Annotated in this window: 17 protein-coding genes, 1 tRNA gene and 1 other RNA gene; 12 read left to right on the top strand and 7 right to left on the bottom strand. The window is 37.2% G+C overall.

Going from position 1 to position 17,892, the window contains the following annotated elements; genetic code table 11:
* The first annotated feature begins 11 nt into the window (after nt 1-11).
* Both J3U42_RS04200 and J3U42_RS04195 read left to right on the top strand, forming a co-directional pair.
* On the top strand, nt 12-332 hold the full coding sequence (locus J3U42_RS04200; RefSeq protein WP_267335667.1) for a hypothetical protein: 321 nt from the start codon (nt 12-14) through the stop codon (nt 330-332).
* A 562-nt stretch (nt 333-894) separates the two neighbouring features.
* Complete coding sequence (locus tag J3U42_RS04195; protein WP_267335665.1) at nt 895-1,218, top strand: hypothetical protein; 324 nt, start codon at nt 895-897, stop codon at nt 1,216-1,218.
* A gap of 747 nt (nt 1,219-1,965) precedes the next feature.
* Here the strand turns inward: J3U42_RS04195 and J3U42_RS04190 are convergent.
* From J3U42_RS04190 to tgt, 3 genes are all read right to left on the bottom strand, one after another.
* Nucleotides 1,966-2,090, bottom strand: a non-coding RNA gene (locus tag J3U42_RS04190) — RtT sRNA.
* A gap of 41 nt (nt 2,091-2,131) precedes the next feature.
* Nucleotides 2,132-2,208 (bottom strand) — tRNA-Pro (locus J3U42_RS04185).
* 72 nt (nt 2,209-2,280) lie between these two features.
* Nucleotides 2,281-3,417: a tRNA guanosine(34) transglycosylase Tgt gene (tgt, locus tag J3U42_RS04180; protein ID WP_267335663.1), complete on the bottom strand. Its 1,137-nt coding sequence runs from the start codon at nt 3,415-3,417 to the stop codon at nt 2,281-2,283.
* Nucleotides 3,418-3,555: 138 nt separating this feature from the next.
* On the opposite strand from tgt, the gene J3U42_RS04175 reads away from it, so the two are divergent.
* Entirely contained in the window at nt 3,556-4,236 is a 681-nt protein-coding gene (locus J3U42_RS04175) for a M48 family metalloprotease (RefSeq protein ID WP_267335661.1), read from the top strand.
* 78 nt (nt 4,237-4,314) lie between these two features.
* Here J3U42_RS04175 and queA read toward each other — a convergent pair whose 3' ends face one another.
* A complete protein-coding gene (gene queA, locus J3U42_RS04170) occupies nt 4,315-5,355 on the bottom strand; it encodes a tRNA preQ1(34) S-adenosylmethionine ribosyltransferase-isomerase QueA (protein WP_267335659.1) in 1,041 nt (346 codons plus the stop codon).
* A gap of 154 nt (nt 5,356-5,509) precedes the next feature.
* Here queA and J3U42_RS04165 point away from each other — a divergent pair, with 154 nt between their 5' ends.
* The gene (locus J3U42_RS04165; protein ID WP_220218831.1) at nt 5,510-6,268 is read left to right on the top strand and encodes a M48 family metallopeptidase; all 759 of its coding nucleotides are present in this window, start codon (nt 5,510-5,512) and stop codon (nt 6,266-6,268) included.
* A 135-nt stretch (nt 6,269-6,403) separates the two neighbouring features.
* On the opposite strand, the gene J3U42_RS04160 is transcribed toward J3U42_RS04165, so the two are convergent.
* On the bottom strand, nt 6,404-7,618 hold the full coding sequence (locus J3U42_RS04160; RefSeq protein ID WP_220218832.1) for a pyridoxal phosphate-dependent aminotransferase: 1,215 nt from the start codon (nt 7,616-7,618) through the stop codon (nt 6,404-6,406).
* A 146-nt stretch (nt 7,619-7,764) separates the two neighbouring features.
* On the opposite strand from J3U42_RS04160, the gene J3U42_RS04155 reads away from it, so the two are divergent.
* The 7 genes from J3U42_RS04155 to J3U42_RS04125 all read left to right on the top strand — a co-directional run bounded on the left by J3U42_RS04155 (nt 7,765) and on the right by J3U42_RS04125 (nt 14,759).
* A complete protein-coding gene (locus J3U42_RS04155; protein ID WP_267335656.1) occupies nt 7,765-8,034 on the top strand; it encodes an ACT domain-containing protein in 270 nt (89 codons plus the stop codon).
* Nucleotides 8,035-8,076: 42 nt separating this feature from the next.
* On the top strand, nt 8,077-9,432 hold the full coding sequence (locus tag J3U42_RS04150; RefSeq protein ID WP_220218833.1) for a PFL family protein: 1,356 nt from the start codon (nt 8,077-8,079) through the stop codon (nt 9,430-9,432).
* 322 nt (nt 9,433-9,754) lie between these two features.
* Nucleotides 9,755-10,231 (top strand): PTS sugar transporter subunit IIA, encoded by a 477-nt coding sequence (locus J3U42_RS04145; protein WP_065562052.1) that lies wholly within the window; start codon nt 9,755-9,757, stop codon nt 10,229-10,231.
* Between the two features lie 9 nt (nt 10,232-10,240).
* Nucleotides 10,241-10,519: a PTS sugar transporter subunit IIB gene (locus J3U42_RS04140; protein ID WP_220218834.1), complete on the top strand. Its 279-nt coding sequence runs from the start codon at nt 10,241-10,243 to the stop codon at nt 10,517-10,519.
* Between the two features lie 10 nt (nt 10,520-10,529).
* Nucleotides 10,530-11,918, top strand: a complete 1,389-nt coding sequence (locus J3U42_RS04135) for a PTS galactitol transporter subunit IIC (protein WP_220218835.1) — start codon at nt 10,530-10,532, stop codon at nt 11,916-11,918.
* Between the two features lie 87 nt (nt 11,919-12,005).
* Nucleotides 12,006-14,069, top strand: coding sequence for a BglG family transcription antiterminator (locus J3U42_RS04130; RefSeq protein ID WP_065562055.1), 2,064 nt, complete (start codon nt 12,006-12,008; stop codon nt 14,067-14,069).
* Nucleotides 14,070-14,096: 27 nt separating this feature from the next.
* A complete protein-coding gene (locus J3U42_RS04125) occupies nt 14,097-14,759 on the top strand; it encodes a class II aldolase/adducin family protein (RefSeq protein WP_065562056.1) in 663 nt (220 codons plus the stop codon).
* A 95-nt stretch (nt 14,760-14,854) separates the two neighbouring features.
* On the opposite strand, the gene dhaL is transcribed toward J3U42_RS04125, so the two are convergent.
* Complete coding sequence (gene dhaL, locus J3U42_RS04120; protein ID WP_267330979.1) at nt 14,855-15,484, bottom strand: dihydroxyacetone kinase subunit DhaL; 630 nt, start codon at nt 15,482-15,484, stop codon at nt 14,855-14,857.
* 1 nt (nt 15,485) lies between these two features.
* Nucleotides 15,486-16,490 carry a dihydroxyacetone kinase subunit DhaK gene (locus tag J3U42_RS04115; protein WP_267335653.1) on the bottom strand — a complete coding sequence of 335 codons (1,005 nt, stop codon included), beginning with the start codon at nt 16,488-16,490 and terminating at the stop codon, nt 15,486-15,488.
* 285 nt (nt 16,491-16,775) lie between these two features.
* Between J3U42_RS04115 and tcdA the strand changes: the two genes are divergently transcribed.
* Nucleotides 16,776-17,579 (top strand): tRNA cyclic N6-threonylcarbamoyladenosine(37) synthase TcdA, encoded by an 804-nt coding sequence (gene tcdA, locus J3U42_RS04110; RefSeq protein ID WP_267335651.1) that lies wholly within the window; start codon nt 16,776-16,778, stop codon nt 17,577-17,579.
* The last annotated feature ends 313 nt before the right edge of the window (nt 17,580-17,892 follow it).

The following is a 17,892-nucleotide window of genomic DNA, read 5'->3' as shown; positions in this document are numbered from 1 at the left end:
GAATTACACAGATGATTATCTTGATTTACATTACGTATTACTTTTTCACAATTATGCCGATTATTATTTCTTATCGCTTTAGAAAATACACAATAAGTGATTATCAATATAATAAAAAGTTGAAATGGCAAAGGCGCATCATGTTGGTTTTAAATTATATCGTTGCTTTTATCGAGGCGTTTATTGCCGGGCATAGAAAAACAATCCATAACTATAGTTCTGACTATGACCTTTTAATTTTCTCATCAGGAATATTTATGTGTATTTACATTTTTAGCATAGGGTGGTTAGAAAGCCCAAAAGAATATTTAAAAAAGAAAAAATGGAAATAATAATGAATTTAGTGAAGTTAGCTTTCCACTATTAACAACGATTGCATTACTTTCCAAACAAATTGGAGAATATACGCCGACTTTAATGTTACATAGATTAAATAACAAAATAGTTTGCATTGAACATAGAGTGAGGTTTATCGCTATTTAAAATATATGTTAAATAAAAAAGAGAATTAATGGGATAAATTTTATTATCAAACCCCAGAAATATAAAAGCCTACTCAATGAGCAGGCTTTTTTCATATAAAGATAAATAGTTGTTAAGTTGTGAAATATTAAGTGATGTTATGTATTTAAGTAAAATTTATGAACAAAGCAAAAATATTTTTTTAAAATAATGAGCTTGATGAGGTGAATCTATATACTTAAAATCCAGAAGAGATTGATAATATAGAGAATATTGTAGATAGCTGTGCAATAGTAAAAGGATTACAGGTTAAAAATCTGATGTAGATGACCCACCTAATTATTCATAGTGCACGCACTAGGGGGGGACATATTGACAATGTTTTGTTGCCAATATTCAAGACGGATCTATTAAGTAAAAGGAATAACACAAATGATTATATTGATTTACATTACGTATTACTTTTTCTCAATTTTGCCTATTATGATTTCTTATCGCTTTAGAAAATATACAATAAGTGATTATTACTATAATAAAAAGTTGAAATGGCAAAGGCGCATTATGTTGGTTTTACATTATATTGCTCTGGTTATCCAAATTATAATTGGATGTGAACTTGAACGTATCGTTCCTTATAATCAAGATTATCGTCCTCTTTTATTATCAGCATGTATATTTATAATTATTTATAATTTTTTTTCAATATCCTGGTTAGAAAGCCCAAAAGAGTATTTAAAAAAGAAAAAATGGAAATAAGAATAAATTTAGTGAAGTATGTTAAATAATGTAAATGACCCACCTAATTATTCATAGTGCACGCACTAGGGGGGACATATCGACAATATTTTGTTGCCAATATTCAAGACGGATCTATTAAGTAAAAGGAATAACACAGATGATTATATTGATTTACATTGCGTATTACTTTTTTTCAATTTTGCCTATTATTATTACTTATCGATTTAGAAAATATACAATAAGTGATTATCACTATAATAAACGTTTGAAATGGCAAAGGCGCATTATGTTGGTTTTACATTATATTGCTTTAGCTGTTCAAATTATAATTGTATGTAAACTTAAAATTTTAGTTCGTTCTAATCAAGATTATTATCCTCTTTTATTATCGGGATTTATATTTCTAATTATTTATAATTTTTTTTCAATATCCTGGTTAGAAAGTCCAAAAGAGTATTTAAAAAAGAAAAAATGGAAATAACAATTAATTTAGTGAAGTGGGCTTTTCGCCATTAACGACTGTCACATTATTTTCAAACAAATTGGAGGATATATGGAGACTTTAATATTACATAAATTAAATAACAAAACGGATTTGATCGAACCTACATTACTCCAATTAGAGCTGATGATTCAAGCTAGAGTGAAGTTTATCGCTATTTAAAATATATGTTAAATAAAAAAGAGAATTAATGGGATAAATTTTATTATCAAACCCCAGAAATAAAAAAGCCTACTCAATGAGCAGGCTTTTTTATTTAAAATTGGTCGGCGAGAGAGGATTACTCGCATTTCATGCTCGCCCTTCGGGCCGTTGCTAAAGCAACGTTGTCTCGCTGCGCTCCGCTCGAACCTCCGTCGGTTCTCATCCTCTAAACTGAAGCGGATAGCAAAAAAGCCTACTCAATGAGCAGGCTTTTTTATATAAAATTGGTCGGCGAGAGAGGATTCGAACCTCCGACCCACTGGTCCCAAACCAGTTGCGCTACCAAGCTGCGCTACTCGCCGTTAGGATGCGCATAATACTGCGCTAACCTCGATGTGTCAATAGTTACCCCTAAAAATTATGATGATAATTTTTTATTTTGTGAAAGGGGCGGGGGTTTTGCCGATTCTTTGGTAAAACTCAGCAACAAATTCTTCGTAACGTTGATTAGCAACAGCTTCACGAATTTCAGCCATTAAGCGTTGATAATAACGTAAATTATGAATGGTATTGAGCCGTGCCCCTAATATTTCTCCACATTTATCTAAATGATGAAGATACGATTTCGTGTAATTTTTACAGGTGTAACAATCACACTCAGGATCGAGTGGGGTTGTGTCATCTTTATATTTGGCATTACGAATTTTAATGACCCCATTAGTGACAAACAGATGCCCGTTACGTGCATTACGAGTTGGCATCACGCAATCAAACATATCAATACCACGACGAACGCCTTCAACTAAATCTTCGGGCTTGCCTACACCCATTAAATAACGTGGTTTATCAGCAGGTAACTGTGGACAGGTACCTTCTAAGATACGATGCATATCGGCTTTAGGTTCGCCAACTGCTAATCCACCAACGGCATAGCCGTCAAAACCAATTTCGGTTAATCCTTTAATCGAGATATCACGTAATTCTTGATGTATACCGCCTTGTACTATACCAAATAAGGCATTTTTATTGCCTAATTCGTCGAAACGTTGGCGACTACGTTTTGCCCAGCGTAGAGACATTTCCATTGATTTTTTAACATAGTCCCACTCGGCAGGAAACGGCGCACATTCATCAAAAATCATGACGATATCAGAACCTAGATCATATTGAATTTCCATTGAAATTTCAGGCGATAAGAAGATTGAATCACCATTAATTGGGTTGCGGAAATAGACCCCTTCTTCTTTAATTTTGCGAATATCACCAAGGCTAAACACTTGGAATCCGCCCGAATCGGTTAAAATTGGACCATGCCATTGCATAAAATCATGCAAGTCACCATGTTTACGCATAATCTCTTGTCCGGGTCTTAGCCATAAATGGAAAGTATTACCCAGTAGGATTTGTGCGCCGGTTGCAGCAACTTCTTCAGGCGTCATCCCTTTAACGGTGCCATAGGTACCAACAGGCATAAATGCGGGTGTTTCAACAGTATATTCGACGCCACGGCGATCGAACTTCATTCGTCCACGGCGAGCTAAGCCGTCAGTATTATCGAGTTCAAATTTCATTTTTTTGTGTTAACCTCTTGCGACCAAATAAACAGTTTGGCGCTAATTATTGATATAATACGTTATCGTATTATTTTGCGGTGCGTAGTTTATCGTGCTTAGGTTGAATAAACAATATTTGAAAGGAATTAGACACTTTTGAAACCAATAATTTTACTATTTTTATCTTTATTGACGTTTTTTTTGTTTGGATGCCAAACTGATCAAACTAAATTGCCTAAGATTATTACTGCCGAACAAATTAAGGCATTATCTGAAAATGATCTGTTTGCGATAACTACACTAGCGTGTATTGAGATAGATGACCGCGCTATTATAGCGGCAGATAATCACAAGTTAACTAAACGATTAAACGCAGTGGCTAAGACCTTACCGCAAAAAGCCAACAATATTGCATTAAATTACAAGGTTTATATCGACACTCAGCCCAATGCATGGTCAACGGCTAATGGTTGCATCCGGGTGAACAGTGGGTTAATGAAATTGTTAGATGATAACGAGTTGCAGGCTGTTTTGGCGCATGAACAAGCGCATGTTGCCCTTAAGCATACCATTAGTTTAATTCGTCAGGCGCCCTATATTGAGTTTACCAATAAAGCCAATGAGCTGGTCATTCTCACAAAAGAAGAGACGGCTCAACAGCACGAGATCGAAGCGGATAATTATGCTTTACAGCTATTAATAAATGAAAATATAGATCCGCAAGGTTTAGTGAATATGCTTTTAAAGATCCCGTTTCATTCAGTAACCGGATCAACGACTCATCCTTCAAGATCAAAACGGATAAGTAATATTGTCAATAAGTTAAACGCTAAATAAGCTGATAGAATAGTTATCTAAATAGCCAACGTGTCTTATTCGAATTGAGACTATTGGCTATTTACTTAGTGCTGCGCATCACGATTTATTATTGCTTGCATGGATGAACATAGCATCGCCATAACTAAAGAAACGGTACTGCTGGTCAACGGCGTGTTGATAGGCGTGCATGGTATTTTGGTATCCGGCAAATGCTGAAACAAGCATAATTAAAGTCGATTCGGGTAGATGAAAGTTAGTAATAAGTGAATCGATGACATTAAACTTATAGCCCGGATAAATAAAGATTTGGGTGTCAGCAAAAAATGGGGCGATTTGACCGGTTTTTAGCGCTGCGCTTTCTAAGGCTCGAACAGATGTTGTACCGACTGCAATCACTTTATTGCCTCTTGCTTTACAAGCCAATACCGCATTAACAACCGATTCAGGCACTTCGGCATACTCTGAATGCATAACATGAGTTTCAATATTTTCAACTCTTACCGGTTGGAAGGTGCCAGCACCGACATGTAAAGTGACAAATTGCATCTCTATGCCTTTTTGCTTTAACTTTTCAAGCAATGGCTCATCAAAGTGCAGTCCAGCGGTTGGTGCTGCAACGGCTCCGGGCACTTTGTTGTAAACCGTTTGATAAACTGTGCGATCTTGTTCTTCATCAGGACGATCAATATACGGCGGTAAAGGAATATGTCCAATTTTGTTTAAAATTGATAGAACATCATCAGGAAATTGCAATTCAAATAGAGCATCATGTCTTGCAAGCATGGTGACGTTGACAGATTCATCTTCTCCTAAGATTAATTGTGCTCCCGCTTTAGGCGATTTTGATGCTTTAACATGGGCGAGCGCACGGTTATCATCTAAAATTCTTTCTATCAATATTTCGATTTTTCCGCCAGATGCCTTTTTGCCATATATGCGTGCAGGAATCACTTTTGTGTTATTAAAAATAAGTAAATCACCGGCATTAATCATATCCGTGATATCCGTAAATACCTTATCTTCAATTTGACCAGTATAACTATCAAGCGATAAAAGGCGACACGCACTTCTGGTTGTTGCAGGGTGTTTGGCAATCAGCTCTTTGGGCAGGGTGAAATCAAAATCGGATAGTTGCATTGTCGGTACCTCAAAAAAAGAGGCATTAGTCTAAATCTCAAATTGTGACTATTCAAGTAATTATTTGTTGATTATTATGACAATTACGTTAAAATTCTGCAAATCTAACTTAAAGTTAGACAAATGTAATTTACAACAATATAAGGATAAGGTTATGAAAACACATCAAAAAACATTGCTTGTAGCACTTCCTTTAGTAGCAGCAATGTCACTAGTTGGCTGTAAGTCTATGAGTGCTGACAGTATCGCTAGTCTCGGCATGAAAGGTTTAAGCGCAGCAACACTTAGTGATGATGATGTCAGAACATTGAGCCAAAAAGGTTGCGCCCAAATGGATGCGAAAGCTAAAATCGCACCAGCTAAAAGCGCTTATACCAAACGTTTAAATAAAATTGTTAAAGCACTAGGTAACAACGTAAACGGTACGCCAATCAACTATAAAGTTTATATCACTAAAGATGTAAATGCATGGGCAATGGCTAACGGTTGTGTGCGTGTATACAGTGGTTTAATGGATAAAATGACTGATAACGAAATTCAAGGCGTATTAGGTCACGAATTAGGTCACGTTGCTTTAGGTCATAGTAAAAAAGCATTACAAGTTGCTTATGCAACAGAAATTGCTCTTGAAGCAGCATCAGCTTCAGGAAATTCAACTGTAGCAGCAATCTCTCAATCAGAAATTGGTGCTTTAGCTGCAGCTGTAGTTAATTCACAATTCTCACAAAAACAAGAGAAAGATGCTGATAATTTTTCATTTGATTATTTAACTGAAAGAAAAATTAACCCAATTGGTCTAGCAACTGCGTTTGAAAAATTAGGTGGTGGTAACGCTTCGATTTTAAGTACCCATCCGTCTAATCAAGATCGTATTGATAACATCCGTAATAGAATTGCTAAATCGAAAAAATAATTCTTTTTTAGGAATGTATAAAAGCGCCATATTTGGCGCTTTTTTGTAAAGAAGATACAGATATCGTTTTATAAATTATAATTTAGTCAAGTAAATATCCCCAGCATTAGGCGGGGGGAACTCATAGCAACCTTTTTATTGTTTATAGCGAGATAAAAAGTTACCAAAGCGGTTAATGGCATCTTCAAGATCACCGGTATGTGGCAGTGCAACAATTCTTACATGATCGGGTTTGTGCCAATTAAAGCCACTGCCTTGCACTAACAATACTTTTTCTTGTAATAAAAAGTCTAATACTAATTTTTGGTCATTGTGAATATTAAACTTTTGTTGATCCAGCTTTGGAAACAGGTATAACGCGCCTTGTGGTCTGGTGCATGAAACGCCCGGAATCTCATTTAACAACCGCCAAGCTAACATACATTGATCATATAAACGGCCACCCGGCACAATAAATTCATTTATGCTTTGATATCCGCCTAATGCACCTTGAATAGCATGCTGTAATGGCACATTGGCGCATAAACGCATCGAGGCGAGCATATTTAACCCTTCAATATAGCCTTTTACATGCTGTTTAGGTCCACAAAGTGCCATCCAACCTTGTCTGAAGCCTGCTACACGATAAGTTTTTGATAAGCCGCTCATGGTAACAACAAATAAGTCAGGAGCAAGGGCAGCAATCGAATGATGAACGGCATCATCGTATAAAATCTTATCGTAAATCTCGTCTGCAAAAATAAGCAAATTATGTTGGCGAGCAATTTCGGCAATCTCAAGTAACACTTCTTTGCTATAAACTGCGCCGGTTGGATTATTAGGATTAATGATCACAATCCCTTTGGTTTTGGGGGTGATTTTTCGTTTTATATCCTCTAAATCCGGTGACCAGTTGGCTTCTTCGTCACATAAATAGTGAACGGCATTGCCACCGGATAAACTAATTGCCGCTGTCCATAATGGGTAATCAGGCATAGGCACTAAAACTTCATCTCCGCTATTAAGTAGTGCTTGCATCGATTGCACAATCAGTTCCGACACACCATTGCCGATATAGATATCTTCAATATCTAAATTGGTAATTCCTCTGGCTTGATAGTGTTGCATAATGGCTTTACGAGCTGAGTAAAGCCCTTTTGAATCGCAATATCCTTGCGCAGAAGGTAAATTACGAATGACATCAACCAATAATTCATCTGGGGCGGCAAAACCAAAAGGGGCGGGATTTCCAATATTGAGTTTAAGGATAGTTTGACCTTCTTCTTCAAGTCGTTTTGCATGATCTAAGATAGGTCCACGAATGTCGTAACAGACATGATCCAATTTATTGGATTTTTGGAAATTTATCATAACTTCGCCCTTTCAGTTTATTCTAATGATATTTTTATTTTTGTTGAAAAAAACAATCTACTCCTATTTCGATAATTTTTGAAGATGTTATTATAATCAACTCAATAAATATCTTTTAATTGTGTGAATTTTGTGCGGAGTATGTGATGAAAACGATCTTAACTGTCATTGGAAAAGACCAAACCGGAATAATTGCGGGAATTAGTCAAAAACTGTTTGAATTAGATATCAATATCTTAGATGTGAGCCAAACGATTATGGATGAATATTTTACCATGATTATGTTGCTTGATTTATCCAAAATAAAAGTCTCGTTTGATGAAGTTAAAACTTCGCTAACGCAAACAGGCGACAGACTCAAGGTAAAAGTAAATATTCAGCTAGAAGAGATTTTCGATGCTATGCATCGTTTGTAATTTCAATTCTAATTCTACATTTCTTACTTAAGGATAGGACTAATGGAAACAAAACAGATCCTCGAAACAATTAAAATGATTGAGGAAGAAAAACTTGATATCCGCACAATAACCATGGGTATTTCTCTCCTTGATTGTATCGATAGTAATGGTGAGAAAGCTCGCCAAAAAATTTATGACAAAATAACGACATTAGCTAAAGATCTTGTCAAAGTTGGGGATCAAATCACTTCCGAATTTGGCATCCCTATTATCAATAAACGTATTTCCGTCACGCCAATATCTTTAATTGCCGGCGCCAGTGATGATAAAGATTATGTTGCCTTTGCTAAAACCCTTGATAGTGCAGCGAAAGCCGTTGGTGTTAATTTTATTGGTGGGTTTTCTGCCTTAGTACAAAAAGGCTATCACAAAGGGGATGAGATTTTAATTAAATCCATTCCGCAAGCGCTGGCTGAAACTGAGCGAGTGTGTGCATCGGTCAATGTTGGCTCAACTCAAACCGGTATCAATATGGATGCGGTTAAGCAAATGGGGCAAATTATCAAACAAGCGGCGGAATTAACCGCTGATAATAGCAGTATGGCATGTGCAAAATTAGTTGTATTTGCCAATGCCGTTGAAGACAACCCTTTTATGGCTGGCGCATTTCATGGTGTTGGTGAAGCCGATTGTGTGATCAATGTCGGCGTTAGTGGACCGGGCGTTGTTAAACGTGCGCTTGAGAAAGTAAAAGGTCAACCTTTTGATGTGGTTGCCGAAACGATTAAAAAAACTGCTTTTAAAATTACCCGTATGGGGCAATTAGTTGGAAAAGAAGCATCAGAGCGCTTAGGTGTGAAATTTGGTATCGTAGATTTATCGCTCGCACCGACGCCGGCAATTGGTGATTCGGTTGCGCATATTTTAGAAGAAATGGGACTGGAAGTTGTCGGCACACATGGCACAACGGCAGCTTTGGCAATGTTAAATGATGCCGTTAAAAAAGGCGGCGTAATGGCGTGTGGTCATGTTGGTGGTTTAAGTGGCGCCTTTATACCCGTTTCCGAAGATGCCGGCATGATTGATGCGGTTAATTGCGGGGCACTTAATCTGGAAAAACTCGAAGCCATGACCTGTGTGTGTTCAGTTGGTCTTGATATGATAGCCATACCGGGTGATACCTCCGCTGAAACGATTTCTGCTATTATTGCTGATGAAGCGGCAATCGGTGTCATTAACCACAAAACCACTGCCGTGCGGATTATTCCGGCTGCGGGATTAAAGGTGGGTGATAATATTGAGTTTGGTGGATTACTCGGTCATGCTCCTGTGATGCCGGTGAGTAAATTCAGTTCATTTGATTTCATTCATCGTGGCGGACGAATTCCGGCACCAATTCACTCTTTCAAAAATTAAATAACCTTCAATACTTATTGTGATTCTGTCTATTAAATTGCTAATAGCAGAATCACAATTGCCTAACTATCTAACTATCTAACTATCTAACTATCTAACTATCTAACTTGGTATAACTATTTTCAGATATTTCCCGCATTTTTTTAGCGATAACTTTTATCCCTATGATGTGCAATTTTATGGATATTTTTTGGTATCAAATCCAATAGTCTGCGCTGTTTTAATTTCCTAAAATCAATGACATCAAATAATTACTGTATGAGTTAGTCATCAAAATCAGCCCGATTTAAAAATGACTAACGACATAATGATGGAGGATGAAATGGAAAATGAATCTAATAACCAGCTGTTTTGTAACGATCTGATTGTGTTAGATAGAGACTTCCAAAATTCAAATCAATTTTTTGATTTTACTTTTTCAATTCTACAACGTGGTGGTTATGTTAATCCAACATTCTTAGAAGCGATTAAACACCGAGAGTCTTTATTTCCGACCGCTTTACCGACCAAACCTTATGTGGTGGCAATGCCACATACCGATATCGAACATGTTATTAGACCATTCATTTTCTTTACTCGAGTGAAAGGAACAATCCCTTGGTGTGAAATGGCAAATAATGATCATGTTTTAGATGCTAATTTTATCTTTCTATTGGGATTTAACCAAAAAGATGGACATATTGATTTATTACAAAAATTGATGTCCTGCTTGGTAAATTCATGTTTTTTAGAGGCGCTATATCAGGCAAAAACAGAACATGAAGTTTTTAACTTATTGACGTCAAATATCCAGTTATAAGGAGGCATTATGAAAAAGGTTATTGTTGCATGTGGGAGTGGAGTGGCCACATCACAAACGGTTGCAAGTAAGGTGACACGCTTATTAAAAGAGAGAAATCTTAATGATATTAAAGTGGAAGTTGTCGATCTTAAGTCGGTAGATTCTCACATTAAAAACAGTGCGGCATACATTGCCATTACCAAAATTGAGAAAACATATCCTATCCCGGTTATTAATGGCATTGCTTTTTTAACCGGAATAAATATGGATGCAGAACTACAAAAAATTATCGATGCCTGCAAATAGGAGTGTAATTATGGACTTTCTTGGAACAGTTATAAATTATATTTTGAATTTAGGTGCACCGGTATTTGTGCCTATCATAATGCTCATTGCGGGCTTAATTGTACGTATGAAATTTCGAGACGGGGCATCGGCTGCCATTACGCTAGGTGTTGCGTTTGTTGGAATGAGTATGCTGATTGGTTTTATGGTTGGCGCAATAGGCGCTGCTGCACAAACCATGATGGAGCGAACTGGTATTGAGCTTAGTATTGTTGACGGTGGTTGGACAACAATGGCAAATGTTTCGTGGGCTTGGCCATATGCTTTTTTAATGTTTCCACTGCAAGTTGGCGTCAATATCTTAATGTTGGTATTGAAAAAGACCGATACGTTTAATGCTGATTTATGGAATGTATGGGGTAAAATTTTTACTGCCTTTATTGTTGTTGCCGTAGCAACGCCACTTGTGGGCGGAATAATTGCGCTGATATTGGCTTTTGTTGTTGCAACGTTGCAAATTATTTTAGAGCTCAATTCCGGTGATATTAATCAGCATCGAATCGAAAAGTTAACCGGTATTCCGGGCGTAACTTGTACGCACCGAATGCTATTTTTCAGTGCCATTTATTATCCTTTTGATCTTCTATTACGCAAAATCCCCGCTTTGAATAAGCCAATGGATGCAGCAACCTTGCGTTCTAAACTAGGGGTATTTGCTGAAAATCACGTCATCGGATTTTTATTAGGTGTCATTTTTGGGATTATTGCTGGTTATGATGTGGCGGCCATTTTAATGCTAGGAGTACAAGCGGCGACCGCTTTAATGCTGTTCCCGATGATCTCAAAATTATTTATGCAGGCACTATCCCCGATTTCCGAAGCAATCAGCGATTATATGAATAAACGCTTTGCCGGTCGTAAACTATTTGTTGGTCTTGATTGGCCGTTTATGGGTGGAGCAAGTGAAATCTGGTTTACTTTAATTGTCGCCATTCCTATCACCTTAATTTGGGCAGTAATTTTACCCGGTAATAAAATCTTACCATTTGCCGGCATTATTAATATCGCACTGGTTGTGCCAGCTTATATTTTAACCAAAGGCAATACATTAAGAATGGTGATTTTAGCTATCATCGGTGTGCCATTTTTTCTGTTTGTCGGAACGCAATTTGCGCCAATTATTACCGATTTAGGCTTAGCCACTAAGGCGATTGATATTCCAAACAACCAACTTATTTCTAACAGCTCTATTGATGCACCTGTCTTTACTTATGCATTTTCATTTATTTGGCAATGTTTACAAGGCTATTTTGTTCCATTGATATTGGCTATTTATTGGTGCACTGGCTATTTCTTTTATGCACGTGAACTGAAAAAAGAGGCACAACAAGATAGTGTTGATCTGAAAATAGATGAGTAAAACTGGACTATTTGTAAACAGGTAATTAGTACAAACTGATGGTAATGCTCGTTATCATCAGATAACGAGCAAGAGGCTAATAATTATATGGTTGTTGATAAAAGAATTCATGCTGTTTTAAATGCATTAATTCAAAATCCAAGTGTCAGTGGCGTAGAGCTGCAAAATAAATTTGGGTTAACCCGTAAACAGCTTAGTTATACCTTAAAAAAGATTAATGATTTTCTTGAATCATCAAATCTTGAATTAATTAAACGATTTAAAACCGGAAAATTTAGCATTCCTAAAGTCGTGATTGAAACCTTTAGAGACGAACCCGTCTCGCTTTCTATTGGTCGATATATCTATTCAGAAGATGAAAGAGTGCATCTACTGCTATTTTTTTTATTAACCAGAACTGAGCGCTTGTCATTAATTCATCTCTCCTCAGCGCTGACCGTTAGCCAAAATACGGTGATTAATGACATTAAAAAAGTGCAAACCCTGCTCGATCAATACCATATGCAGGTAACTTATGATCGTGAAAATGGTTATCGCATTGTTGGCACAGAAATTAATAAGCGCTATTTATTATTAAAGTTAATTCATCGCATCATTAATATGCCAATAGCCGATAAAATTTTTCGGCACAATAAGATTATTACTCAAGGCCGATTAGAACAAGTCGGACAAGTGTTTAGTGAAATTGAACGAAAATTAAAAATTGTTTTTACCGATGAACAACTGCAAGAATTAACCTATTTTATTGGTTTTATGCTACACCGAATTGAAACCAACAAAAAAATAGAGTTATTGCCGGAAAACTATACCGATGTAGCAAACAGTCGTGATTTTCAATTAATGAAAAAATTAATTGAACGCTTTGGCATTACCGATCTGAATGAGCAGATTTTTTTAACGGTATTGGTACAAAGTTCCAATATCCAAACATTATCAGACAAATATTTTCATCTCGATGCCGTGTTATTAGAGAGTGCAGTTGAAGTTATCGATAATTTTGAACAGATCAGCTGTATTACCTTTCAGGACAAAAGTGAATTAATTGAACGTATTTATCAACACTGGAAACCGGCCTATTATCGCATCCGTTACCATATCACCAACATCAACAGTGTTTACGATATTGTTTTGCAAGAGTTCGGGCATTTACATGAAATGGTACGTAAAGCCATAGCGCCATTTGAAAAAATACTGCATTGTAATATGCCGGATGAGGAAGTGGCGTTTATTACCGTTTTATTAGGCGGCTGGTTAACACGAGAAGGGCTAATTAACCAAATTAAAACAAAGAAAATTGCCATAGTTGTTTGTGAAAATAGCGCCACAGTCTCTACTTACTTATATTTGACTTTACAGGTATTGCTTCCGGAACTTCACTTTTCTGATGCCATGTCTAAACGAGAGTTTGAAAAGTATAAACACTATTATGACATTGTTTTTTCAACCTCACATTTATCCACCGATAAACTGCTCTTTATTGTTAACCCTTCGTTGAATAATTTGCATAAAAATGCATTACGTAACCAAGTTATTGGCACATTACAAGGGATTGACCCAAGCATTATCCAAGTTGAAGAACTGATGTTAATTGTTGAAAAGTTCACCCATATAAAAGACAGAAAGGCGCTACAAAAAGAGCTTACCGCCTACCTGTATAATGATGAACTCAATGACAATCCGCTACGAATCAATCAACAAGAGATCCCTTCACTAGCGGATTTAATGCAAAAAGAGCATATCTACCTTGCCCAAACAGCCGATATTTCATGGCAACAGGCACTGGAATTAGCGGCTAAACCACTATTAAACGGACAATTTATTGAACGTTATTATCTGGAACGAATGATCAATAAAATCCAATTTGAACAGCCCTACATTATGCTGGTTGAAGGGTTAATTATTGCGCATGCCGGTATTGATGATGGTGTCAATCAAGTTGCCATGTCGCTACTTAGGTTACCCGACAAAATCGATATTGGTGGCTATATGCAAGCCGATTTAATTGTAGTGCTAGCGACCAACAATCCACAAAAACATCTTAAAGCATTGGCGCAATTAAATGAGCTATTAGAACTTCATGACGGTTCAACCCATTTACGCCAAGCCAAAAATAATCAAGAAATTTGGGAATTATTTGCCCGCTATCAATGAATATTTTGCCTAAAAAGGAGTGTTAAAATGTTAGAGATTCAAAAACAATATGTTGTCGATATGGCTAAGAAATCCAGTGAATGGGGACTTTGTAAACATAAAGCAGGTAATTCAAGTGTTCGGGACAAACAGACCGGCTATGTGCTAGTTACCCCAACAACCATTGATAAACAGCTATTAACCGCACGTGATATTGTGGTTATGGATCTAGATGCTAATGTGATTGAAGCGCAATCCGGATTAAGACCGACTAGTGAATGTTTGATGCATTTGGAAATTTATAAGGCTCGTCCGGATGTGTTTGCCGTTTCACACACCCACTCAATTTTTGCAACGGCATTTGCGGTATTAGCAAAGCCCATTCCGGCAGTTGTTTATGAGTGTGCTATTTTGAATTTAAAAGACGGCGTGATTCCGGTTGCGCCATATGGTCGCCCTGGTACACCGGAACTGTCAACTAGTGTCATTGAGCCAATTAAGCGAGCCGATGCCATTTTAATGGAAAAACATGGCGCCATTGCGGTGGATAAAGATCCTTATGAAGCGGTATTAAAAGCGGCCTACATTGAAGAAATGGCAGAGATTTATTACCACGCATTGTTGATTAATGGCGGTAAAGATCCGGGTGGATTCCCGCCGCAAGAGTTACAAAGTTGGGCATATCCTTCCCAAATAAAATTTAAACAATAGGGTAGGTGGATAATGAAAGAGAGGAAAAGTCACGCTTAAATGACAGAAACAAACAAGTTAATAAATCCGCCAACACTGTTAGCGGATTTATTTTTTTAAGACATCTGAATATATTCATTCATATATTTTAAAATATAAGCCATTGAAACAGCGCCCGGATCCATATGACCAATAGCACGTTCACCTAAGTTTTTAGCTCGACCAAATACCGCTATCATCTGTTTGGTTTGCTCTGCGCCTTCCATTGCTGATTGGGCAATTTTAGGTAACGCCTCTTTCAAGGGTAATTGGCATAATTCATTTGCGCTGGTTGCCGCAGCTGCTAAAGCATCAACCATGGTCTTATCACCCGGTTTAGCATTGCCTCGTTGATAGACAGCTTGCCAACCTTGATTAAGTAGTGTTGCTAATGTGCTGGTATTAAATTCTGCCTCACCAATAATACTTTTACCACCAGCTCTAAATAAAGTGCCAAATATTGCACCGGAAGCCCCGCCCATACTGGTCATTAATTTTGTACCAACTTGATTGAAAAAATCACCAATATCATTTGGCTTAAACTGATTGTCTTGTAACAGTACTATTAATGTCGCAAATCCTCGCTTCATACCAATACCATGATCGCCGTCGCCAACAATTTGATCTAAAGCGGTTAATGTTGGCTCACTTTCCACCATTTTTTCGGCGACAAATAACATCATTTTACGTAGTTGTGACAAGTTCATTCTATTTTCTCCATCCTAAGGTTTGGCAAGGTAGGTCATAAAGGTGTTGTAACTGCTGATCTAATTTCATTAAGGTGATCGAAAAGCCGGACATTTCCAATGAGGTACAAAAATGGCCAATGGCAATATCATGGCTGATTATGCCTCGTGAATCGAGTTCAATACCGACTTTTCTGGCAATGATTAAAAGTTCGGTATTACTCATCGCACCTAAGTTATTAATCAGTACGCATACCCGATCGGCACGCACAAAAGGTAGATCGTCACACAATCTATCTATCATCTCTTTAACCACATCGTCGGTGGAGGTCATTGTTTGACGGCGTAAACCGGCTTCACCATGAATACCGATACCAATTTCAATTTCGTTATCTGCCAGTTCAAAGTTAAAGTTATTCGACTGAGGCAAAGCGCAACCATTGAGCGCTACACCGATAGTGCGTACGTTATTATTGGCTTTTGCTACGACTTGATAAAGCTGGTCAAGATCATATTTTTCCAATTGCGCTGCTGCGCCGGCTATTTTATAAAGAAACATAATACCGGCAACGCCCCGACGATCTGAGATTTTAGAAAGCGGAGCAGAAGCAATATCATCGGTTGCGCGAATGGTTTTGGTGGTAATATTTTCTTCGACTAAAATTTCGGCAGCAATATCAAAATTCATCCCGTCCCCGGAATAGTTACCATATAAAAATAGTGCGCCATGACCTTGATGTGTGGCTTTGGTCACTTCAATTATTTGATCAGGTGAGGGCGAGGTAAACACTTCGCCAAGTGCACAGCCGTCAATGCTACCTTCACCGATAAAGCCGGCAAAAGTTGGCTCGTGACCGCTACCGCCACCGGAAATAACCACAACTTGATCATCTGTGATGTGATTACCATAAACGGCAAAGTAGTTTGGAATTGCAGTGAGTTTGCCATTATATCCATATACTAAGCCTTGCATCACTTCTTGCCTGACATTGTTAGGATCGTTGAGTAATTTTTTAGGTTTGCGCATTTGCTTTTCCTCTTTATTAAGCATAATTAACCAGCTATATTTTAGGAAAAACAAATAATTGAAACGAATACAATTAATGACAAATAATATCCCATTGGTTGCGCATCATCGGGATGTACATTTAAAGTGCATTGCAAAGCATATATTGCAACTTGAGTCCTTGAAAACGAATATATCGACATTATTTATATATAAATTAGTTAGCAAAGCAAATTATCTTTATTATTGGTAAACAAGTTTTTGGAGTGTTGGGTGTTTGACGATAAGCACCTTCGATAATCAATTATGAAATCAGAATCCTACTTTCAACGTTTTAGCGGTATTGCAAGGCTCTATGGTGAAGCAGCATTAACGCAATTTTCACAAGCTCATATTTGTGTCATTGGTATTGGTGGTGTTGGGTCATGGGTGGCCGAATCCCTTGCGCGTAGTGGTATTGGGCAAATTACCTTAATTGATATGGATGATGTGTGTATCACAAATACTAATCGACAAATTCATGCGTTAAATATCAATATTGGTAAAGCTAAAACTGCTGTTATGGCTGAACGAATTTTACAGATCAATCCGCAATGCATCGTCAATGTCATCGATGATTTTATCAGTCCGGATAATGTTGCAAACTATTTAGGGTCGAAACAAAACCCTCGCTTCAACTTTATTATTGATGCCATTGATAGCGTGCGTGATAAAGCTGCGCTTTTAGCACACTGCAAGCGAAATAAATTAAAAGTTATCACCATTGGTGGCGCAGGCGGGCAAAAAGATCCGACCAAAATTAAAATTGCTGATTTAGCCAAAACCGTTCAAGACCCGTTAGCGGCTAAATTGCGTGAGCGCTTAAAAAATGATTATAAACTCAATAAAGATAGCAAAGGTAAGTATGCCATTGCGTGCGTCTTTTCGACTGAGCAGTTAACTTATCCAGCTCAAAATGGTCAGGTTTGTTCCACTAAAAGCCAAGCTGAAGGTAGCAAAAAAATGGATTGTCAGTCCGGATTTGGCGCTATTACTACCGTGACAGCGACTTTTGGTTTTGTGGCAGTAAGTTATGTATTAGATAAGTTATGCAAGCCTAAGTCATCTTAGTTTGCATAATGTGAGTGGCGCTTTTTTGATAGTGGTTAGCCGGTGTTGCGTGAAAACGATAAGTCCATGATTAATATAATTAGTATTTGAATATCGTCGGTATAAAGTGTCAGTTTATTTTCTCGATAGGGTTACTTAATAATAGCTATGATTTTTCGGCTAAAAACATTCGTTTTTTGTGCATTATCTTATTGTATAAAGTAATAAACTGATTTACGATAACGTCAATTTCGTTTTGTTGTTATGCTTAGGCATTAAATTCAAGGAAGACGCCAAACGATCCAGATTTATTTTTTTAATTTCAAGGAGAAAT

Origin of the sequence: Gilliamella sp. B2923 (assembly GCF_026536565.1) — a bacterium.
Classification (GTDB): Bacteria; Pseudomonadota; Gammaproteobacteria; order Enterobacterales; family Orbaceae; genus Gilliamella.
This window is presented reverse-complemented; position numbering and strand designations above follow the sequence as displayed.